The organism is Rhodococcus sp. MEB041, assembly GCF_030208955.1.
GTDB lineage: Bacteria > Actinomycetota > Actinomycetes > Mycobacteriales > Mycobacteriaceae > Rhodococcoides.
The window spans coordinates 684,485-704,812 of record NZ_JARVSZ010000001.1 but is presented as its reverse complement, the minus strand read 5'-3'; the positions used below and the strand labels follow the sequence as shown (position 1 = coordinate 704,812).

At 68.0% G+C, this 20,328-nt stretch carries 20 protein-coding genes; 15 read left to right on the top strand and 5 right to left on the bottom strand.

Annotated elements, in window-relative coordinates; genetic code table 11:
* The first annotated feature begins 74 nt into the window (after positions 1–74).
* The 6 genes from QRN16_RS03300 (at position 75) to QRN16_RS03275 (ending at position 6,334) form a co-directional block, all read left to right on the top strand.
* Entirely contained in the window at positions 75–1,346 is a 1,272-nt protein-coding gene (locus QRN16_RS03300) for a type III PLP-dependent enzyme domain-containing protein (RefSeq protein ID WP_285184615.1), read from the top strand.
* A gap of 2 nt (positions 1,347–1,348) precedes the next feature.
* Positions 1,349–2,959, top strand: a complete 1,611-nt coding sequence (locus QRN16_RS03295) for an N-acyl-D-amino-acid deacylase family protein (RefSeq protein ID WP_285184614.1) — start codon at positions 1,349–1,351, stop codon at positions 2,957–2,959.
* Positions 2,956–3,588 (top strand): bifunctional 4-hydroxy-2-oxoglutarate aldolase/2-dehydro-3-deoxy-phosphogluconate aldolase, encoded by a 633-nt coding sequence (locus QRN16_RS03290; RefSeq protein ID WP_285184613.1) that lies wholly within the window; start codon positions 2,956–2,958, stop codon positions 3,586–3,588. The genes QRN16_RS03295 and QRN16_RS03290 overlap by 4 nt, the downstream gene beginning before the upstream one ends.
* A gap of 28 nt (positions 3,589–3,616) precedes the next feature.
* Positions 3,617–5,056, top strand: coding sequence for a GntP family permease (locus tag QRN16_RS03285; RefSeq protein WP_027504896.1), 1,440 nt, complete (start codon positions 3,617–3,619; stop codon positions 5,054–5,056).
* Positions 5,057–5,061: 5 nt separating this feature from the next.
* Positions 5,062–5,871, top strand: a complete 810-nt coding sequence (locus QRN16_RS03280) for an alpha/beta fold hydrolase (RefSeq protein WP_285184612.1) — start codon at positions 5,062–5,064, stop codon at positions 5,869–5,871.
* Between the two features lie 214 nt (positions 5,872–6,085).
* Complete coding sequence (locus QRN16_RS03275; protein WP_027504894.1) at positions 6,086–6,334, top strand: LuxR C-terminal-related transcriptional regulator; 249 nt, start codon at positions 6,086–6,088, stop codon at positions 6,332–6,334.
* An 85-nt stretch (positions 6,335–6,419) separates the two neighbouring features.
* Here the strand turns inward: QRN16_RS03275 and QRN16_RS03270 are convergent, their stop codons facing one another.
* The 5 genes from QRN16_RS03270 to QRN16_RS03250 form a co-directional block, all read right to left on the bottom strand.
* A complete protein-coding gene (locus tag QRN16_RS03270) occupies positions 6,420–7,187 on the bottom strand; it encodes a DeoR/GlpR family DNA-binding transcription regulator (RefSeq protein WP_285184611.1) in 768 nt (255 codons plus the stop codon).
* Positions 7,188–7,196: 9 nt separating this feature from the next.
* A complete protein-coding gene (gene pdxA, locus QRN16_RS03265) occupies positions 7,197–9,362 on the bottom strand; it encodes a 4-hydroxythreonine-4-phosphate dehydrogenase PdxA (RefSeq protein WP_285184610.1) in 2,166 nt (721 codons plus the stop codon).
* Positions 9,363–9,438: 76 nt separating this feature from the next.
* The gene (locus QRN16_RS03260; RefSeq protein WP_285184609.1) at positions 9,439–10,113 is read right to left on the bottom strand and encodes an SDR family NAD(P)-dependent oxidoreductase; all 675 of its coding nucleotides are present in this window, start codon (positions 10,111–10,113) and stop codon (positions 9,439–9,441) included.
* The gene (locus QRN16_RS03255) at positions 10,110–11,291 is read right to left on the bottom strand and encodes a sialidase family protein (protein WP_285184608.1); all 1,182 of its coding nucleotides are present in this window, start codon (positions 11,289–11,291) and stop codon (positions 10,110–10,112) included. Before QRN16_RS03255 ends, QRN16_RS03260 begins: the two co-directional genes overlap by 4 nt.
* Positions 11,292–11,305: 14 nt before the next feature.
* The gene (locus tag QRN16_RS03250; RefSeq protein WP_285184607.1) at positions 11,306–12,883 is read right to left on the bottom strand and encodes an ABC transporter substrate-binding protein; all 1,578 of its coding nucleotides are present in this window, start codon (positions 12,881–12,883) and stop codon (positions 11,306–11,308) included.
* Positions 12,884–13,125: 242 nt separating this feature from the next.
* Here QRN16_RS03250 and QRN16_RS03245 point away from each other — a divergent pair, with 242 nt between their 5' ends.
* From QRN16_RS03245 to QRN16_RS03205, 9 genes are all read left to right on the top strand, one after another.
* Positions 13,126–14,160 carry an ABC transporter permease gene (locus QRN16_RS03245; protein ID WP_235579565.1) on the top strand — a complete coding sequence of 345 codons (1,035 nt, stop codon included), beginning with the start codon at positions 13,126–13,128 and terminating at the stop codon, positions 14,158–14,160.
* Positions 14,161–15,102: an ABC transporter permease gene (locus QRN16_RS03240; RefSeq protein ID WP_042575606.1), complete on the top strand. Its 942-nt coding sequence runs from the start codon at positions 14,161–14,163 to the stop codon at positions 15,100–15,102. It abuts the gene before it with no gap.
* A gap of 1 nt (position 15,103) precedes the next feature.
* On the top strand, positions 15,104–15,931 hold the full coding sequence (locus QRN16_RS03235) for an ABC transporter ATP-binding protein (protein WP_285184604.1): 828 nt from the start codon (positions 15,104–15,106) through the stop codon (positions 15,929–15,931).
* The gene (locus QRN16_RS03230; RefSeq protein ID WP_285184603.1) at positions 15,928–16,761 is read left to right on the top strand and encodes an ATP-binding cassette domain-containing protein; all 834 of its coding nucleotides are present in this window, start codon (positions 15,928–15,930) and stop codon (positions 16,759–16,761) included. Before QRN16_RS03235 ends, QRN16_RS03230 begins: the two co-directional genes overlap by 4 nt.
* The gene (locus tag QRN16_RS03225) at positions 16,758–17,720 is read left to right on the top strand and encodes an aldo/keto reductase (protein WP_285184602.1); all 963 of its coding nucleotides are present in this window, start codon (positions 16,758–16,760) and stop codon (positions 17,718–17,720) included. Before QRN16_RS03230 ends, QRN16_RS03225 begins: the two co-directional genes overlap by 4 nt.
* Positions 17,721–17,730: 10 nt before the next feature.
* Positions 17,731–18,492: an HpcH/HpaI aldolase family protein gene (locus tag QRN16_RS03220; protein WP_285184601.1), complete on the top strand. Its 762-nt coding sequence runs from the start codon at positions 17,731–17,733 to the stop codon at positions 18,490–18,492.
* 202 nt (positions 18,493–18,694) lie between these two features.
* Positions 18,695–19,120 carry a DUF4262 domain-containing protein gene (locus tag QRN16_RS03215; RefSeq protein ID WP_056695792.1) on the top strand — a complete coding sequence of 142 codons (426 nt, stop codon included), beginning with the start codon at positions 18,695–18,697 and terminating at the stop codon, positions 19,118–19,120.
* 195 nt (positions 19,121–19,315) lie between these two features.
* Positions 19,316–19,780 carry a hypothetical protein gene (locus QRN16_RS03210; protein WP_027504884.1) on the top strand — a complete coding sequence of 155 codons (465 nt, stop codon included), beginning with the start codon at positions 19,316–19,318 and terminating at the stop codon, positions 19,778–19,780.
* A gap of 165 nt (positions 19,781–19,945) precedes the next feature.
* A complete protein-coding gene (locus tag QRN16_RS03205) occupies positions 19,946–20,236 on the top strand; it encodes a DUF1801 domain-containing protein (protein ID WP_285184599.1) in 291 nt (96 codons plus the stop codon).
* The last annotated feature ends 92 nt before the right edge of the window (positions 20,237–20,328 follow it).

Genomic DNA, 20,328 nt, shown 5'->3' with positions numbered 1-20,328 from the left:
CACCGAACACAGTTTGCAATCAGCGTTGCAACATACGCAACGCTACAGCGCCGCATCCGGCGCAGGAGGATTCGATGATCGACAAGGCCGCCGTCGAGGCGCTGCACGACCGCACTCTCGGCCCCGAGTACAAGTCCGTCCCACCCGCCGCGTGGGGCCTCACCGTGCGCGACTATCTGGCGACGGCGCCCACTCTCGCCGAGTTCGCGACCCCGGTCGTCACGCTGGACCGCCGACACCTCACGTCGAACATCGATGTGATGGCGCGGTGGGCCGATGCGGCCGGCATGCGTCTGGCACCGCACGGCAAGACCACGATGGCGCCGCAGCTCTGGGCCGAGCAGCTCGAGGCGGGCAGCTGGGGAATCACCCTCGCCACCGGGTGGCAGGTGCAGCTGGCGCGCGCGTTCGGAGTGCAGCGCATCCTTCTCGCCAATGCACTGATCGACCCCGTGACGCTCCGCTGGATCTCGGCGGACCTCGACGCCCACGACGACGTCGAGTTCGTCTGCTGGGCAGACAGTGTCGACACCGTGGCGCGCATGACGGAGATCCTGGGCGCCGTGACACGACCGATCCCGGTGATCGTCGAACTCGGTGGGCCGCACGGCCGCACCGGGGCACGCAGCGTGGACGAGGCACGACGCGTCGCGGCCGCGATCTCCTCGTCGCCGTCGGTGACCCTCGCCGGCGTGGGCGGATACGAAGGCGCGCTGGCCCACGACCGCACACCCGCAGGACTGGACGCCGTGCGCGCCTACCTCGACGAGGTCGCCGCCCTGCACGCCGGTCTCGCCGCCGACGGCCTGTACGAGGGACGGGCGATCGTCACCGCGGGTGGGAGCGCGTACCAGGACCTGGTGGTCGAGCGGCTCTCGTCGGTCGTCGACGAGGACACGGCCGTCGTGCTGCGCTCGGGCGCCTACGTGGTGCACGACGACGGCTTCTACGCCGACATCTCCCCGCTCATCGCCTCCCGCGTCGGCGAGCAGCACCTGTCCTCCGCGATGCACGGCTGGGCGCGGGTGGTGTCGCGTCCGGAACCCGAACTCGCACTGCTCGATGCGGGCAAGCGTGACTTCCCGTTCGACGAGGGGCTGCCGACACCGCAGCGCATCGGCGACCGGGACGCGGAGGCGGGGCACCACATCTCGGCGCTCAACGATCAGCACGCCTTCCTCCGGACGCCGGGCACGGCCCGCGACGACGTTCCCGTCGGGACGGTCGCACGGCTCGGCCTGTCGCATCCCTGCACGGCGTTCGACAAATGGCGCCTGCTTCCGGTCGTCGACGACGCCGACGCGGCGAACCCGCGCATCGTCGACCTGATCCACACCTTCTTCTGATCATGGCGGACATCCTCTTTCGCGGCGGTGACGTCGTCGACGGCACCGGATCCGACCGAGTCCGCGCCGACGTTCTCGTCGACGACGGACGCATCACGCGGGTCGCGGCACCGGGCACTGTCGCCGACGCGCAGACCGTCGTCGACGTGCCACGGGGCCACGTCGTCGCACCGGGTTTCATCGACATGCACGCCCACTCCGACCTCGGCCTGCTGACCGCACCTGGACACGTTCCGAAGATCACCCAGGGCGTCACCACCGAGGTGCTCGGTCAGGACGGCCTCTCCTACGCACCCGTCTCCGACGAGACGCTCGCGGTGATCCGCCGTCAGATCTCCGGGTGGAACGGCAATCCCACCGATCTCGACATCACGTGGCGCTCGGTCGCCGAGTATCTGGACCGGCTCGACCGGGGCATCACCCCGAACGCCGCGTACCTGGTGCCGCAGGGAACGTTGCGCTATCTGGCCGTCGGAGCGGATCAGCGTCCTGCCACCGCCGCCGAGATCGAGCACATGCGAGAGCTGGTGGGACAAGGCATGTCCGAGGGCGCCGTCGGCATGTCCAGCGGACTGACCTACACGCCCGGGATGTACGCCGAAACGGGCGAACTGCGCGCGCTGTGCGAGGTCGTCGCCGAGTTCGGCGGCTTCTACGCTCCGCACACTCGCTCCTACGGCAAGAACGCTCTCGGCGCGTACCGGGAGATGATCGACCTCTCGCGTGAGACCGGCTGCGCCCTGCACCTGACCCACGCCACCATGAACTTCGGCGAGAACAAGGGCCGCGCCGGCGAGTTCCTCGACATGGTCGACGCCGCGATCGCCGACGGGTGCGACATCACGCTCGACACCTATCCGTACCTGCCCGGCGCCACCACCCTGTCCGCGCTGCTGCCCAGCTGGGCGATGTCCGGCGGACCCGATGCAGCACTGGGCCGTCTCGACGATCCCGACGTGCGGCGCCGCATCACCGACGACGTGAATCGCTACGGCTCGGACGGCTGCCACGGCGTCACGGTGGAATGGGAGACGATCCAGCTCAGCGGCGTCGCGAACGCGGATCTCGACCGCTACGTCGGGAAGACCGTCCTCGACATCGCGACCGAGGAGGACCGCGCTCCCGTCGACGTGTTCTTCGACGTGCTCCAGCGAGATGCGTTGAGCACCACCATCCTGCAGCACGTCGGGCACGAGGAGAACGTGCGCGCCATCATGGTGCATCCCCACCACATGGGCGGCAGCGACGCCATCCTGGTGGGCGAGCGTCCGCATCCGCGGGCCTGGGGGACGTTCCCCCGCTACCTCGGCCACTACGTGCGGGACGAGGGCCTGATGTCCTTGGAGGACTGCGTCCATCACCTCACGGGTCGGCCCAGTGCACGACTCGGTCTCACCGATCGTGGTCTCGTCCGCGAGGGCCACGCTGCGGATCTCGTGGTCTTCGATCCGGCCACCGTCCGGGACACCGCCACTTTCGACCACCCCAAGCAGCAGGCCGTCGGCATCGCGCACGTTCTCGTCAACGGCTCCTTCGCCGTGCGCGACGGCGTCCCCACCGGGACACTCGCCGGCCGTTCCCTCCGCCGCACCTCTCACGGAAGAACCTCATGACGACCCGTTTCGATGACGCACTTGCGACGATTCTCGAGGACCGCGCGCTGGTGGTGGTCCGCGCCCCGTCCATTCCCGACCCCGCCGCATTGGCCGACGCCCTCGTCGCCGGCGGACTGCGCGCAGTCGAACTGACCTTCACCACACCGAACGTGCTGGACTGCCTGCGCGCCGCGTCGTCGTCCGGTGCCGTGATGGGTGCGGGCACCGTGATGACGGGCGATCAGGCACGCGCCGCGATCGACGCGGGTGCACGCTTCCTCGTCACTCCCGGCCTGCGTCCCGACGTCGCCGCGGTGGCGCACGAACGGGGCGTGCCCGTCATGATGGGCGCGCTCACGCCCACCGAGATCATGGCAGCGCTCGATCTGGGTGCCGCCGCGGTGAAGGTGTTCCCCGCGAAGCTGTTCGGCCCCAGCTACTTCGGCGATCTCCGCGGACCGTTTCCCGACGTCCCCCTCGTTCCGTCCGGCGGCGTCAATGCCGACAATGCCGCCGACTACCTCGCCCGCGGCGCCGTCGCCGTCACCGCGGGCACCGACGTCGTTCCACCGGCCGCGGTCGCGGCCGGGCTCTGGGACGACATCACCGCTCGCGCCACCTCGTTCGTCCACTCACTCTCCCGCTGACTCTCCACATACTTCGAAAGGCAACCTCATGGGTTCCGTCGTCGACTGGTTGAGGACGTCCACTCCCGGACTCCTCGTTCTGTGCGGTATCGCGATCGCGGTCCTGCTCGTCGTCATCATCAAGGTCAAGCTCGAACCGTTCATCGCCCTCCTCATCGTCGGCCTGGGACTCGCTGTCGCAGCAGGACTCCCGGTGTCGCAGATCGTGGGTACCGCCATCAAGAGCGGCGACTCGATTCTCGAGACGGGCTTCGGCGGCATCCTCGGCCACATCGCCGTCATCATCGGACTGGGCACCGTTCTCGGTGCCATCCTCGAGAGGTCCGGTGGTGCGCAGGCACTCACCGCCAAGCTTCTCGGCGTCTTCGGTGATCGCGGCGCACCCATCGCGATGGGTCTGCTCGGCCTCATCTTCGGCATCCCCGTCTTCTTCGACATCGGCATCTTCGTTCTCGCTCCGCTCGTCTACGTCGCGGCGCGACAGGGCGGGAAGTCACTGGTGCTGTATGCACTTCCCATGCTCGCGGGCCTGTCGATGACGCACGCGTTCCTCCCGCCGCACCCCGGCCCCGTCGCACTGGGCGGCCTGCTCGAGGTCAACCTGGGCTGGCTCATCCTCATGGGCTTCATCTGCGGAATCCCCGGCTTCATCGCGGCCGGCCTCGTGTGGGGCAGCTACATCGGCAAGCGCATCATCGTCGAGGTGCCCGAGGACTTCGTCAACGATGCCGACGACGACGGCCCGCACACGTCGGGTGGCACCGCCGTCGAGACGAAGCGTCCCGTGGTCACCACTCCCCCGTCCGTCGCGACCATCGGCGCCATCATCGCGGTGCCCCTGGTGCTCATCCTCGGCGCCACGTTCGGCACCATTCTGCTCGACGAGGGCAACCTGCTCCAGGTCCTCACGTTCTTCGGCACCCCCGCGGTCGCTCTGCTCATCGCGGTGCTCATCGCGTTCTACGTCCTGGGCATCCGCCGCGGTTCGACGGTGCAGGAGTTGTCCACTCTCACCGGCGAATCGCTCCGCCCGGTCGGCATGCTGCTCCTCGTCGTCGGGGCCGGCGCGTTCTTCGGCAAGGTCATCTCGGCCACCGGCATCGGCACCGCACTCGCGGACACCATGTCCGCGGCGGGACTGCCGATCATCGTGCTCGCCTACATCATCAGTTGCGCTTTGCGCATCGCGCAGGGGTCGGCCACGGTCGCCATCGTCACGACCGGTGGCATCGTCGGACCGCTCGTCGCGGCGCAGGACTACTCGCAGATGTCGGTCGCGCTCATCGCCATGGCCATCGCTGCCGGCTCCATCATCCTGAGCCACGTCAACGACGGCGGGTTCTGGATCATCGCCAAGTTCTTCAACCTCACCGTCAAGCAGACGCTGCAGACGTGGACCGTGTTGGAGACCGTGCTGTCGGTGGTCAGCTTCGCCGTGGCAGGGGTGTTGTTCGCGATCGTAAGCTGACGATCATGCCCACTTTCGTGACGGACGACGACGTGACCCTGAGCTACCTCGACGAGGGCAGCGGTCCCGTCGTCGTCCTGGTCGCCGGGTTCGGCGCTTCGGCGACCACGTGGGTGTTCCAACAGGATGCGTTCGTGCGGGCCGGGTATCGCGTGCTCGCGCTCGACCGGCGCGGCCACGGCGACTCCGAGGCACCCGATCACGGCGCCACCATGGCGCGGCACGGCCGGGACCTCGACAACTTCCTCACCGCGGTGGGCGTCGAGACTGCCGTGCTGATGGGTGGCTCCATGGGCGCGAGCACCGTCTGGTCCTACATCCGTACGACCGGGACGTCGAGGGTCCGCGGTGTCGTCTCCGTCGATCAGACGCCGAAGATGATCAACGACGCGTCGTGGCCGCACGGCTTCTACGGTCTGACCGACGACACCGTCGACGGGTTCTTCGCGAAGGGCATTCCCGCCACGGGACACGGACCCTCGACATTCGCCTCACTCCTCCCCGTCGCGAAACTGATTCTGCGCCTGCGGTCGATGCCCAGAATGGTGTCGTCCGAGACACCGCCCATGAGAGCACTTCTCGACGATCACGCCCGCCAGGACTGGCGCGCGGACATCCGGGCCGCGGACGTACCGATCCTCATGATCGCGGGACGGAACAGTCAGTTCTGGCCCTCGGATCACGCAGTGGTCACCGCGCGCGACACCGCGCAGGGTCAGGTCGCGCTGATCGACAGCGGCCACGCCGCGAACATGGACCGTCCACGTGAGGTGAACGAGGCCGTGCTGACCTTCCTGCGCGGCATCGGGTACTGACTGTCGTCTGCGCGACGGACAGTGGAGATGCCCGTCGTCTGATTGCATGGACCGGTCACAGTCCGCAGATGGTGAGCTCTGCGAAGCATGCCCCCGACGTCGGGGTCCCCCGAAGTCGTGGCTACCGAGCTGCCCGGAACAAAACGTACGGTCCTCCCAGAACAGCAGCGCAGCGCTGCTGCGTCGAGCAGGGGGACCGATACAGATGCAGGCAATGATGACCGACGACGACATCGTGAGACCGGCCCTCAGCGTGCGGGAGGTGGAGGTCCTGCGGGCGTGGATCATCAGCGACTCGAAGGGCACCGTCGCACGGTCGCTCTTCATCTCCCCCGCCACGGTCAACACCCACATCGCGCGCATTCGCGAGAAGTACGAGGCGGTAGGCCGCTCGGCCGGGTCCAAGGCCTCGCTGGTCGCCCGAGCACTGCAGGACGGTCACGTGGGGTTGGACGAGCTGTAATCCGCTGGTGCTTTCGCTCCGCTCACGCCACCTATCGGCGGGATCCCGCGCGACAGGGCGCCGAGAGGAGCAGAAACTCCACCGGTCACACCACGACGACGATGAACCCGGCATCGCGGAAGGGTTGCACCTGCTCCTCGGTCGCGCCGGCATCCGTGACCAGGGTGACGCCCTCGGGGAGGGGCGCCCAGGCGTGGAACGGACGCTGACCCAGCTTCGCCGCGTGCGCGAGCACGTAGACCGTGCCGGCGCGTTCGATCATCAACTCCTTGAGCCGCGTCTGCTCCAGCTCGGCCTCGCAGATGCCGCGGTCGGCGGTGACCGCGTCCGCACCGAGGAAGGCGCGGTCGAAGGACACGCGAGCCAACGACGCCTCCGCGAGCGGTCCTACGAAGCCCTGCGACAGGTGACGCAACGTACCGCCCAGGCACTCGACGCGCACGTCGTCGGCATCCGCCAGCGCCTCGAGCGCGGTGAGACCCGCGGCGATGACCGTGAGGCCCGTCGAGTCACGGAGGTACTCCCCCATGGCACCGACGGTGGTGCCGGCGTCGAGAAGCACCGTCTCCCCCGGGCGCACCTCTCCCGCAGCCCACTTCGCGATCGAACGCTTGGCGTCGAAGCCCTCGACGGCACGCTGGCGCAGCGACGACTCGGGGTGTGGGTCGAGCGCGATCGCGCCGCCGTACGTGCGCGCGAGAAGTCCCTCGGCGGTCAGCTGCGACAGATCCCGACGAATGGTCGAGGCCGTCACGCCGAACTGCACGGACAGGTCCTCCACACTCGCCAGACCACTGGTCTTGGCCAGGCGGACGATCTCCGCGCGACGCGCCTGTGACTCCCTGAGCGCCATACCCGAAACCTAGCCGACGTCGGCGGTGCTGGTCGCCAGTTCGGCGGCCTGTCGCAGGGCTTCCACCATGCTGCCGGCCTCGGCGATGCCCTTGCCCGCGATGTCGAACGCGGTGCCGTGATCCACGGAGGTACGGATGACGGGGAGTCCCACGGTGATGTTCACGCCGGCCTCGATGCCGAGAACCTTGACCGGTCCGTGGCCCTGGTCGTGGTACATCGCGACGATGAGGTCGTAGTCACCGCGACCCGCGAGGAAGAAGGCGGTGTCCGCGGGCAGCGGACCGACGGCGTCGATTCCGTCGGCCTGCAGCTTCTCGACGGCCGGGACGATCTTCTGATCCTCCTCGCCGTACCCGAACAGGCCGTTCTCGCCGGCATGCGGGTTGATACCGCACAGGCCGATCTTCGGGTTGCTGTTGCCCGATCGCACCAGCGCCTCGTACCCGCGGCGGACGGTCCGCTCGACGAGACCCGGCTCGATCTTCGCGACGGCGTCGAGCAGTCCGATGTGGGTGGTCACGTGGATGACCTTGAGCTTGGGCGTCGAGAGCATCATCGACACCTCCTCGGTACCGGTGAGGTGCGCGAGCAGCTCGGTGTGACCGGGGAAGATGTGTCCGGCGGCGTGCAGCGCCTCCTTGTTGAGCGGCGCGGTGCAGATCGCCTGGACGTCACCGGCGACGGCCAGTTCGGCTGCGACACGGATGTATTCGTAGGCAGCATGTCCCGCCACTGCGGACAGCTCGCCCCAGGCCAGATCCGCGGGCAGCAACCCGAGGTCGATGACGTTGATGCGCCCGCTGGTGAACTCGGCATCGGCGATGCGCTCGATCGAGACGATGTCGCACTGCACACCCAGCACGTCGGCCGCGAGTCGCAGACGCGCGGCGTCACCGATGACGACGGGCTTGCACCACCCCGCCACCTTCGCGTCGAGCACGGCGGGGACGATGACCTCGGGGCCGATGCCCGCGCCGTCGCCCATCGTCAGGGCCACGACGGGCAGGTCGAGGGTCTGGAGATCGGTCGATGTCATGGCTGTGTCCTTCGGTCGGAGCGTGGTGTCCGGCGAGCCGCCGGTGAGGTAGGAGTGGATGGCGGACAGGCTCTCTCGGTCTCCGAAACTGCCCGGCCGCGTGACGACGCGTCGGCCCCGCGGGTCGACGGACACGACAGCGCCGTAGTGCACGTGTCCTAGCGGGCGCAGGGTGTCGATACCGAGCGCGGTGATGACGGCCCGTGCCGTCTCACCGCCGGTGAGGGCGAGGTCGACCGACAGTCCGTCGGCCCCCGCTCGGACGTACTCGGCCAGGGCGACGGACAGGTCACGGGTACGCGCGACGTCCACGGACCCGGTCACGGTGAGCGCGACGGAGCCGTCTGTCAGGGCGGACGAGAGTGCACGGACATCGGACCGGCCGGAGAGGACGTCGTCCGCGTCCACGGTGAGCAGCCGCACCCCGTCCTCGGCGAGACGACGAACCTGCTCGACGGCGACCGAGGAGGCGGTGCCCACGACGACGAGGACGGGATCGCCTGTGCAAGCAACGGTCCGAGGCTCGGCCGACCCGTCGAGACCGCGGGCGACGGCGGCAGCGAGGGCCGAGGTACCCACCAGGGTCACCTCGGGGCGGTCGGCCACTGCCGCCACCACCGCGTCGAGATCAGCGTCGGACTCGATGTCGCACACGACGACCCCGGTCGCGACCGAGAGCGCGTCGATGGTGACGAGCGGAGCATCGAGCATGAGCGGCAACGACTCCGGCGGCGCCTCGGATTCGGCATGCCAGAGATCGGTATCGGCGAGCGGACGACCGTCGACGTGGAGCACGCCGCCACGGACGACGCGGTCCAGCAGTGGCAGACCGCCCGCGACGACCACCGGCCCGCGGGCCGACAACGCGCGCACCGTGGCGGCGACGTTCCCGCGCAGAAGCGAGTCGATCTTCGCGAGCACGCGTGCGCCTGCGGGTACGGAACGCAGTGCGGAGGACACCAACGATTCCGCCTGCTCGGCAGCCAACGCTCGGGTATCGAGGTCCACGACAGACACTGTGGCGGAACCGATCACGGCATCTAGAGTCAGTGACACGTCGGGCGTACGGTCGAGGAACACCCCGGCGACCTCCGCGGCGCCCGAGAGGTCGTCGGCCAGTACGACGAGTGAGGTCATCCTCGTACCGCCCTTCCCCTTGTTGCGCGAACCACGCATACAACTGTAGCCCAGTTGCGTGTTTCGCGCAGATATTTCACAACGACGCTCCCGCGCACTGCACGATCGCCTGGCCGGTGATGTTGCGGCCGAGAGGGCCGAGCAGGAAGCGGATGAGCCCCGCGACCTCCGACGGGTCGATGAAGGCTCCGAGAGGCGGGAGCTTGGGCGGAGTGTGCGCGCGCGACGGATCCCCCAGCATGGCGGTGTCCGTGGGCCCGGGCGCAACGACGTTGACGGTGATGCCGCGGGACACCAGTTCCATGGCCCACGACCGTGCCATGCCCGTCAGCGCGGACTTCGTGGCGACGTACTGGCTCTTGCCGGCATTGCCGGTCATGGTGCGACTTCCGACGAGAACGACTCGGGCACCGGGTTCCAGAGCGTCGACCACGCCGTTCACCAGGACCTCGGCCGCGGCGACATGGACCTGCCACATGTCGCGGAGGTCGTCGACGTTCAGCGACCCGAGCGGAGCCGAACGCTGCAGTCCCGCAGCGTGAACGACGGCGTCGACCGCGGACAGACCCGACGCGATCTCCGCCACCGAGTCCAGATCACCCAGGTCGGACTCGACCCACGTCAGGTTCTCGTGCTCGATCTCCGGTTTCCGACGACTCAGCCCGGTGACACGCCACCCGTCGTCGAGAAGCGAGGTTGCCGTGGCCGCACCGATTCCGGAGCTGACGCCCGTGACGACGGCGTGCTTCACGACAGCAACTCCGGCTGCACCTCGCAGTACTCGATGGCCTGACGAAAGCGCGTGAAGGCCACGTGCAGCGTCGCGCCGTCGGCCACGATGGACGGGTACGAGAACTCGCGGTTCAATCCGTCGCGGGAGTTGTTCGACAGGCAGTACCCGTCGCCCTCCTCCAGGTTTCGGCGCACCGGCCAGGTGACACCGCGATCGGATGAGATCGCCAGGGCCATCGGCGCTCGGGGTGCGCCCCAGAAGGCGTGCCGCGGGTCGCCGTCGTCCAGAGGCGAGTCTTCCTCGACCGTTTCCTGCTTGTCCGCGATGCCGTGATCGTCGATCTCGTCGTACAGCGACAGTCGGCGCGCCGTGGCGTCCTCACGACTGGACTCGTTGTACACCAGGGCGAGTCGATCGTCGGCCAGCACGACGAACTGCACCGACGAATTGTTGTTGGGCAGCTCGGTGGGGACGGGAGCGCTCCACGTGTCACCGTCGTCGTCGGAGACGGAACGGTAGACGTGGTCCGCCCACCGGCTGCGGTAGAGCGCGACGAGCTGGCCGTCGGACAGGCGGCCGATGTTCATGTGGACGCAGCCGATGCTGTCGGGAACGACCACCTCGCGCCACGTGGCACCGTCGTCGTCGGACACCATGACGCCGGAGTAGTCGCGGTCGCCCACCCACTTGCGGCCTTCGATGCGGACGCAGTGGAACACAGGCAACAGGATCCGGCCGGAGGGCAGCGTGACCATGGGCTGGCGCACGAACACGCCACCGGCCTCGGTCTCCGGGATGAGGACGTCGGTGTCACCCCAGGTGCGCCCGCCGTCGGGCGAGATCCGCCGCAGCACCCGTGCGGTGTCCTGGTTGCCGGCGTGTTGCGAGGTCCACAGCAGCCAGATCTCGCCGGACTCACGCACGTTCAGCACGGGATTCTGCTCCGACCGCGTCCCGTCGTCCGACAGACGAATCGGCTGCGACCACTCGTCGCCGTCCCGTCGGGAGAACCACACGCTGATGTCCGGAACGCCTTCCTGTGTGCCGGCGAACCAGACGCACGCAAGCGAACCGTCCGGCAGTACAGCCAGATTGGCCGCGTGGTTCTGCACCTCGGGCGGGGTCAACAGCGCATCACGGCGCCCGGGCTCGGCGGTGGGGCGGACGATGCCGTCGGCATCCAGGGTGGTGGTCACGGGGATCTCCTCGATCAACTGACGAGTGTCGCGGCGGACAGGTTGTAGGAGTTGGTGGGACGCAGGGTCACATCCTGGATGCGTTCGCGACGCGCCATCACCGACTTGGGAACGAAGGACCACAGGCAGGGCACGGTGTCCCAGATCTGGCGCTGCGCGTCTGCGAGAAGCTGAGTGCGTCGGGTCTCGTCGACCTCCTCGGACGCACGCGCGATGGCCGCGGCGATGTCGGGGAACATGTACCCGTGGTACGTGTCTCGGGTCTGTTCCTTCTCCGGGGTGCCGGCGTACATGCCCTGCATGATGGTGATCGCCAGTCCGGTCGGACTCGGGAATCCGTTACCCAGGATGTCCCAGTCGCCCGCCTTGCCCTGACGCCACTGCATGATGTCGCCGCCCGGCTCGAACTGCTGCAACGTGGTGCGGACGCCGATCGCCGAGAACATCTGGACGACCGACTCCATGATGTCGGTGTCGGCAGCGAACTCGCCCGACTCCCAGATGATCTTGAGTTCCAGATCGGAGATGCCGAGAGCGTCGAGCTCGCCACGCGCCCGCGCCGGGTCGTACGTGTACTCGCCGGTCTCGATGGCGCCGTCGAGGATCGCGGGGATGACGCCCTTGGACGCTGTCGCCGATCCCTGCATCACCTGGTCGATCAGCGCCGGCCCGTTGATGGCGTACGTCAGCGCTCGGCGCACCCGAGCATCGGCGAGCGGATGGTCGGCGGGCTTGCGGAAGTTGTAGAAGAGCTGATTGAGCCGCACGCCGTCGACACGATCGACCACGACGTTCGACAGGCCCTCAAGCTGGTCCGCCGCGTCGGGCGTGATGGAGTCGATGACGTCCACCTCGCCGCTGCGCAGCGTGACGACGCGCGAGGACTCCTCGGGGACGAAGCGCACGCGCACCGTCTCGATGTTCGGCGCAGTGCCCCAGTACTTCGTGTTGCGTTCGAGCGTGTAGTTGCCGGTACCGCGATCGGCCGACGTCACGACGTACGGGCCGGAGCCGAGACCGGTCTGCAGTTCCTCGGGCTTGTTGTCGGACGCCGGCGTGATGAGGATGTTGGACATCAAGTAGTCGAGCACCGGAACGGGCTTGGTGGTCAGCAACGAGAAGCTGGTGTCGTCCATCTGCTCGACCGTCGGCCATTCGGGAAAGAAGCCGCCGACGAACGAACCGTCGACCTCGCTGTACATCCGGATGGCCGTCGCGACGTCCTGCACCTGAACGGGCGAGCCGTCTGAGTACACGGCGCCCTGACGCAGGTGCACGAACCAGCGGGTGGGCTCGACCAGATCGAAGCGGTCGGCGAGGACGAGCTGCGGCTTCAGGTTCGCGTCGATCTCGGTGAGGGCCTGACGCACACCGCGCTGCACGGTGAGGGCGGCGTCGAACTGGTTGAGCTTGTTGTCCAGGCTCACCAGCGACCGGTTGAGCGCCAGGCTCACCGTGGTCTGGCCCGGTGTGCCGGTAGGCGTGGCGCACGCACTGGCACCCGCGCCCAACACCACGCCACCACCGAGCAGCATCCCGCCGCGCAGGAGATTGCGGCGGGAGAACTGCTGGTTGAACGGCGATCTGGTCATCGTCGACCTCTCTTCGAACTTCGAGCGTCATGAGGGGCTGCGGGTCAGGAGCGGAGCTGCACTGTGACCGCAAGCACACCTGGACTGTACGCAGGTCTGCACACAACACGCAACTATGAATTGCTACTTGCGTGATTCGCGCACAAGTGCCATTGTGAGCTGAGTTACATCGAAGCCCGCGCTCGTGACCAGCCAGCGCAGAGGCATCTCCCGAAAGGTCGTTCGATGCACACCACGAACACATGCGCAGTCCGACGGACGGTGACCCGGTGACCGCCGGCATGATCACGCCCGCCGACGCGCCGGCCGCCGAACCCGCGAAGACGAAGTCGAAGTCCGCGGGCACTGCGCGCTACATCGTCAAGCGGCTCGGTCAGAGCGCGCTCGCGATCTTCCTGACGCTCACCACGGTGTTCGTGCTGATCCGTCTCGCACCCGGCGATCCCGCCTACGCGATGGCGGGCCCGCTGGCCTCCAGCGAGGACATCGAGCGGATCCGCCAGAGCATGGGTCTGGACCAGTCGATCATCACGCAGTACCTGAAGTACCTGCAGGGACTGCTGCAGCTCGATCTCGGAACGTCGTACTCGTTCCAGGCGCCCGCCTTCGACGTGGTGCTCGATCGCCTCCCCTACACACTGACGCTCACAGTTGCCTCGATCGGACTGACGACACTGCTCGCCATCCCGCTCGGTGTCTGGATGGCACGCCGTGCGGACACCCGCCGCGAACTGGGCGCCAACGTCGTCACGATCGCAGGACAGTCGATGCCCGACTTCTGGACGGGCCTGATGCTCATCACCATCTTCGCCGTGGTGATCCCGATCTTCCCGGCCGCCGGCTTCGCCACGTGGTCGTCGCTCGTCCTGCCCATGGTCACCGTCGCAATCCTGCAGATCGCATTGATCTCCCGCATGGTGCGTCGAGAGATGGTCGGCGCCTTCGGGTCCCAGTACGCGACGGTGGCTCGCGCACGCGGGGTGTCGGAGCGGAAACTCATCTGGCGCTACGCATTGCGCAATTCGTCCATCCCCGTTCTCACTGCCCTCGGCACACGCTTCGCGTCGATGCTCAACGGTGTCGTGGTGGTCGAGGTCGTGTTCGCCTGGCCCGGTGTCGGATCGCTCGTCGTCCGCGCACTCGAGACCCGCGACTACCCCCTCATCCAGGCCACCGTGCTCGTCACCGCGGTGCTCGCCGTCCTCGTCCAGCTCCTCGTCGACCTCTGCTACCCGCTTCTGGACCCCCGCGTCCGCCTGGGGAAGGGAACGTCCTAGATGACAACAACACTCGAGCCCCCGCAGGCGGAGCGCCCGTCGGCGGTCACCGCGAAGGACATCGCCAAGGCAGGCTCCACTCGGCGCGCCCGCGACAGCCGACTGAAGATCTGGGTGGGCAGCGTCTGCGCACTCGTCGTGATCCTCCCCGTCGCGTTCGCTCGTGTTCTGCCGCTGCAGGATCCGGACGCCACCGATCTCGGTGCCCGCCGTCTCGCACCGCTCACCGACGGCCACCTCTTCGGAACCGACCAGCTCGGACGCGACCTTCTCGCCCGCGTTCTGTACGGCGGCCAGGTGTCACTGCTCGTCGGCATCCTCGCCGTGCTGGTCTCCGGACTCATCGGCCTGACCCTCGGCTCCATGGCCGGCTACTTCGGCGGCTGGGTCGACACCGTCATCAGCCGGTTGCTCGAAGCGCAGCTGTCCCTGCCGCTGCTCATGATGCTGCTCCTCGTCGTCGCCCTCTTCGGGCCGTCCATCCCGGTCATCACGTTCGTCATCGCGATCGCCCAGTGGCCCGAAATCGCTCGCCTGACACGCTCTCTGGTGCTCGTGGAGCGCGAGAAGCCCTACGTCGCCGCGTCGCGGGTACTCGGACTCGGCAAGGTCGCCATCCTCACCCGCCACATCATCCCGAACGTCATCAAGCAGACCTCGCTGGTGGTGCTGCTCCTCCTCGCCCAGGCGGTGCTCCTGGAGTCCGCCCTGAGCTACCTGGGCGCCGGACCGCAGCGGCCGTTCGCCACGTGGGGCCGCATCATCTCCGACGGACAGGACTACATCACGACGTCGTGGTGGCTGGTCACCCTGCCGGGCCTCGTCATCGTGCTCCTCGTCATCGGCGTCAACCTCCTCGGCGACGGTCTGCGCGACCGTCCCGCCGGCTCGGGCCTGAAGGCTCTGCTGGGGCGCTTCGCCATCTCGGGAAAGAAGGCCTGACATGACCGAGTCACTGCTCACCGTCGACGAACTGCAGATCGAGCTGGTCACCGACAACCGCATCGTCCGCGCCGTCGACGGGGTCTCCTTCGACATCGCGCCGGGCGAGACCGTCTGCATCATCGGCGAGTCCGGCTCCGGCAAGTCGACCACCGCGATGGGGATCCTCGGGCTGCTGCCCGACGATCTCGCGGTCCTCTCCGGCCGCGCACGCTGGAAGGGCACCGACATCCTCGGCGACGACAAGGCGCTGCGGAAGATTCGGGGCGCGGACATCGCCCTCATTCCCCAGGACCCGATGACGGCCCTCTCCCCCGTTCACACGGTGGGGTCGCAGCTGCGAGAGGCCATCCACCACAGCGGCGTTCGCGGCAAGTCCGCGCAGACCACCCGTGCCGTCGAACTGCTCGATCAGGTCCACATCGTCAACCCGGCGGACCAGCTGAACAGGTACCCGCACCAGTTGTCGGGCGGCATGTTGCAGCGTGTCCTCATCGCATGCGCCCTGGCTGCAGATCCCGACCTCATCGTCGCCGACGAGCCCACCAGCGCACTCGACGTCACCGTGCAGGCCAGCATCCTGGATCTCATGCTCGAACTGCAGGAGCGCACCGGCATCGGCATGCTGCTCATCACCCACGACCTGGGTGTGGCCCGGCTGATGTCCGACCGGATCCACGTCATGAAGTCGGGCCGGTTCGTCGAGAGCGGCGACGCCCAGTCGATGGTCCGCAATCCCCAGAACGCCTACACCAAGAAGCTTCTCGACGCGGTCCCCCAGCTGGGCACCTGGTCGGGCGCACCCGCCGATCAAGGAGTCCCGGCATGAGCCTGTTGACCGTCGACGACCTGGTCGTCGAGTATCCCGTCGCCACCGGCACCTTCCGCGCCGTCGACGGTGTCAGCTTCAGCGTCGACAAGGGCGAGACCCTCGCGATCGTCGGCGAGTCCGGCTGCGGGAAGTCGACCATCGCCAAGTCGATCGTCCGGCTGCTGACACCGACGTCGGGGCGGATCCTCGTCGACGGGGTCGACATCGCCCGGATGAAGGAGCGGGCCCTCAAGCCCTTCCGCTCGCGCGTGCAGATGGTCTTCCAGGATCCGTACGGTTCGCTGGATCCGCATCTCACGGCCGTCGACATCGTCGGTGAGCCGCTGCGCCTCAAAGGTGTTCGCTCCAAGGCAGACCGGGCCCGACGTGCCGCCGAGCTGATCGACCAGGTCCAGCTGCCGGCGTCGTCCCTGCACCGCCGACCGGGCGAGTTCTCGGGGGGCCAGCGTCAGCGCATCGGCATCGCGCGTGCCCTGGCGTCCGAACCCGAGATCCTCGTGTGCGACGAGGCCACCAGTGCGCTCGACGTGTCGGTGCAGGCGCAGGTGCTCGACCTGCTGCGCACCATCCAGCACGACACCGGCATCACGTACGTCTTCATCTCGCACAACCTCGGCGTGGTGCGGGAGATCAGCGACAACGTCGTCGTCATGCGCAAGGGCGGCGTCGTCGAGAGCGGCCCCACCACAGACGTTCTGACCAACCCGCAGCACCCGTACACGGCGGCACTGCGCGCCGCGGCGCTCGACCCCTCCACGATGGAGGGCGTCAAGCCGCGCTACGTTCTGTCGGGTCGACCGGCACCTACCTCTGGAGTACCCGCATGATGTTCGGCTCCCTGTCTTTCGGCCCGATGGTGCTGGGCACCATGACCTTCGGTGACACAGTCGACCTCGAGGGTTCCCGCGCTCTGCTCGACACCGCACTCGACGCCGGCATCACCCACATCGACACGGCCAACGGATACGCGGGCGGCGAGTCCGAACGCATCCTGGCGCAGTTGCTCGCTGGTCGACGTGACGAGGTCACCCTCGCCACCAAGGGCGGCATGTTCCTCGGTGACGCCGACGACCACTCGCCCCTGTCGCCCGAGGGGCTGCGGCTCGGACTCGAGGCCAGCCTGCGCCGGCTCGGCACCGACCACGTCGACCTCTTCTACCTGCACCAGCCCGACCGCGCGTCGTCGCTCGAGGACACCCTCGGGACCGTCGCCAAGCTCGTGGCCGAGGGCAAGGTGGGCGCACTGGGCGTCTCGAACTTCGCTGCCTGGCAGATCGCCGAGGTGAACCGCGTGTGCGACGAGGTGGGTGCGCCGAGGCCCGTCGTCGCGCAGCAGCTCTACAACCTCCTGGCTCGCCGCGTCGAGGAGGAGTACGCCGAGTTCGCCGCCGTCAGCGGCATCACCACGATGGTCTACAACCCGTTGGGCGGGGGCCTCCTCACCGGCAAGCACTCGTTCGACGAAGCTCCCGGCGAGGGACGGTTCGGCGATTCGCGGCTGGCCGAGATGTACCGCGAGCGGTACTGGAACACCCAGATCTTCGACGCGATCACGCGCTTGTCCGCGGTGGCGTCGGACGCCGGCATGCCGCTCACCGAGCTCGCCCTGCGCTGGTTGCGATCGAAGCCCCTCACCGGACCGATTCTGTTGGGCGGCTCCAAGACCAGCCACCTGCAGGCCAACATCGACGCACTGGGCCGCGGTCCGCTCTCCGACGACGTCGTCGCCGCGTGCGACGAGGTCGGTGCGGCACTGCGCGGTCCGATGCCTGCCTACAACCGATAGGAAACCTTTCATGTCTGCCGCCGATTTCGCCCGTCGCATCCGTTCCCGTGAACGGGCACTGGGCTACTGGTCCGTCATCAACTCACCCGTCTCCACCGAGTGGCTCGCCCACGTCGGGTGGGACTACATCTGCCTCGATCTGCAGCACGGCCTCATCGGTTACGACGGGATGCTGCGCGGCCTCACCGCCATCGACGCGGCTCAGGGCCCGGCCGGACTCGTGCGGGTCGAGTCCAACGACCAGACCTACATCGGCAAAGCACTCGACGCCGGTGCGCGCGGCGTCATCGTGCCGCTGATCGACACCGCCGAGGACGCCGCCCGCGCCGTCTCCTACGTGCGCTATCCCCCTGCCGGCGTGCGCTCGTACGGTCCGATGCGCTCACAGCTGCGCGTCGGACCGCTTCCCGCCGACGCGAACGACAGTGTCGTCGTGCTCGCGATGATCGAGACCCCCGACGGCCTCGAGAACGTCGAGGCCATCTGCGCCGTGCCCGGACTCGACGGCGTGTACGTCGGGCCGTCGGACCTGCGCATCGCCGTCGGTGGCGCCTCCCCCTCGGACAGCTCCGTGGACGACGTGTTCGACGCTGCTGTGGTGCGAGTGCAGGAAGCAGCCGCCGCGGCAGGGATCGCGGCCGGCATCCACACCCCCTCCGGCGAGGTCGCGGCGAAGCGCCTGGCGCAGGGCTACACCTTCGCGACCGTGGCCTCGGACCTCACCCACCTCAAGGCTGTGTCCGAGGGGCACCTGAAGGCTGCGCGGGGGTAGGGGTTCCGGTCGAGCGATCCGCGCCGAGAGGAGCGCGAGTGGGCCTGGTGTTCCACTCGTGAGCCGTGCGGGCGGGATCCCGCGCGCAGGACACGCACGTGGAACACCACGACCAGAGCTGCACCGCCTGTCGTACCGCCGCGTTACCTTCCTCCTCCGCATCGACTTCCGGGGGGAAACTATGTGCAGAGGGTGCGTCTCAGTGCCGGACATCAAGAGGAAGATCGCGCGCCACGGGTGGGCGGTGACCGCCGTGGCCGGGTCGGATCACGAGGTACCCGACGTCGCGTACACGACGGGCCTCACCAGCAGGTCGTTGCCCGAACTGATCGTCTACGGACTGCCGTTCCATCTGTCGGGGAGCCTGCTCCACGACATGGCGTCGCAGATGGTCGCCGGTCTCGCACTGTCGTCCGGGATCACGATCCGCAGTGCGACCGGCGACGAACCGGACATCGTGGTCATTCAGGCCGTCAATACCGCGGACATGGTGGTCACCGGTGCGCTGTACTCGGACTTCACTGCGCTGCAACTGGTGTGGCCGGACGTCGACGGCCACTTCCCGTGGGAGCCCGAGTACTCCATCTGTGCCCACCACCAGCCACTGATGGGCGTGGGGTGGGTATGACGGTTCGGGCCTGACCCGGGCGTGGTGTTCCACTGTCCGCCCTGTCGAGCGGGTTCCCGCGTCCGACATCGGAGGAATGGGACACCACGCCCAGCGCGCAAGAACAACGAAATGGTCACAAACCATTCGGCAGAGTAACGAGTAGCCCGGAGATGCAGACACACTGAGGACACCAGACCACCCGAGAGGATCCTCATGCGCTCGCTCACGAAGCTCGCCGGAGCCGCGTTCGTCGGCATCACTGCCGCGACGATGTCCGTCGTCGGTGCCGGCACCGCGTCCGCGGTCGACTACCCCGCACCGGTGCCCGTCGATCCGGCGGCCTTCCTGCAGGGCGATGTCGCGTACTTCTCCACCGGCGCCGCCAACTGTTCCATTACCCCGGCGGGGGTCGTGGGTTGCGATCTTCCGGGCGGCGAGTACCTCACCCAGATCCCCTTCGCCCCCGTGGTCTACGACGTGGCGATCGACGTGCCGTGGTTCCCGGCTCACCCGACCTTCGGGATCGGCGGCCCGCGTGGGCGTGCCGGGAGCACTCCCCTCGGTGGCTCGCTCAGCTACGGCGGGGCCACCTGCTACATCGGCTTCAAGGGATCGCTGAACTGTTCCTCGATGGGTCACTCGTTCACGGTGTGGACGCCGTACATGACGTTGAGCTGACCTGAACGCAGCGAGTCACTTCGGATCGGAGCCGCCGTACTGCTGTGATCGCGCAGTGGACGGAGGAGCAGCCATGGAACCGAGTGCCGAGATCGACGGCCTGATCGCCCGACACCCCGACTGGCGCGGTGACGCCCTGGCGGAAGCACGACGGGTGATTTCTCGATGGACGACTGCATCGTCGAGGGCTGGAAGTACATAGGCTCCCCCGCCCGGGATCTCGACGGGCCGCTCATCGTCGGCGACACCTTCAAAGCGAAAGTGAAGCTCGGCTTCCAGTACGGGGCGGCGCTGGACGACCCGAAGGGCATCTTCAACGGTGAGCTCGGCGGGAAGCAGCGGCGCTCGTACGAACTCTTCGAAGGTGACATCGTCGACACGGAGGCATTAGCCGGACTGGTCCGTGCGGCGATCGAGCGGAATCGGAACACGAAGGCTGAGTCGCGCACGAAGTAGCTCGGCCGCGATCGAGCATGCCTGGCACCAACGCCGAGTCGTGGGCATCTCGGTGCGCGCAGGTGCCCGAAACGTGTCGGTGCCCTGCTGTA

Coding starts and splice junctions, on each gene's coding strand:
- QRN16_RS03245 (WP_235579565.1), top strand. CDS start 13,126: ATGCGCAGTCCGACGGACGGTGACCCGGTGACCGCCGGCATGATCACG.
- QRN16_RS03295 (WP_285184614.1), top strand. CDS start 1,349: ATGGCGGACATCCTCTTTCGCGGCGGTGACGTCGTCGACGGCACCGGA.
- QRN16_RS03205 (WP_285184599.1), top strand. CDS start 19,946: ATGGACGACTGCATCGTCGAGGGCTGGAAGTACATAGGCTCCCCCGCC.
- QRN16_RS03280 (WP_285184612.1), top strand. CDS start 5,062: ATGCCCACTTTCGTGACGGACGACGACGTGACCCTGAGCTACCTCGAC.
- QRN16_RS03235 (WP_285184604.1), top strand. CDS start 15,104: ATGACCGAGTCACTGCTCACCGTCGACGAACTGCAGATCGAGCTGGTC.
- QRN16_RS03290 (WP_285184613.1), top strand. CDS start 2,956: ATGACGACCCGTTTCGATGACGCACTTGCGACGATTCTCGAGGACCGC.
- QRN16_RS03225 (WP_285184602.1), top strand. CDS start 16,758: ATGATGTTCGGCTCCCTGTCTTTCGGCCCGATGGTGCTGGGCACCATG.
- QRN16_RS03230 (WP_285184603.1), top strand. CDS start 15,928: ATGAGCCTGTTGACCGTCGACGACCTGGTCGTCGAGTATCCCGTCGCC.
- pdxA (WP_285184610.1), bottom strand. CDS start 9,362: ATGACCTCACTCGTCGTACTGGCCGACGACCTCTCGGGCGCCGCGGAG.
- QRN16_RS03300 (WP_285184615.1), top strand. CDS start 75: ATGATCGACAAGGCCGCCGTCGAGGCGCTGCACGACCGCACTCTCGGC.
- QRN16_RS03250 (WP_285184607.1), bottom strand. CDS start 12,883: ATGACCAGATCGCCGTTCAACCAGCAGTTCTCCCGCCGCAATCTCCTG.
- QRN16_RS03285 (WP_027504896.1), top strand. CDS start 3,617: ATGGGTTCCGTCGTCGACTGGTTGAGGACGTCCACTCCCGGACTCCTC.
- QRN16_RS03270 (WP_285184611.1), bottom strand. CDS start 7,187: ATGGCGCTCAGGGAGTCACAGGCGCGTCGCGCGGAGATCGTCCGCCTG.
- QRN16_RS03275 (WP_027504894.1), top strand. CDS start 6,086: ATGATGACCGACGACGACATCGTGAGACCGGCCCTCAGCGTGCGGGAG.
- QRN16_RS03240 (WP_042575606.1), top strand. CDS start 14,161: ATGACAACAACACTCGAGCCCCCGCAGGCGGAGCGCCCGTCGGCGGTC.
- QRN16_RS03210 (WP_027504884.1), top strand. CDS start 19,316: ATGCGCTCGCTCACGAAGCTCGCCGGAGCCGCGTTCGTCGGCATCACT.
- QRN16_RS03220 (WP_285184601.1), top strand. CDS start 17,731: ATGTCTGCCGCCGATTTCGCCCGTCGCATCCGTTCCCGTGAACGGGCA.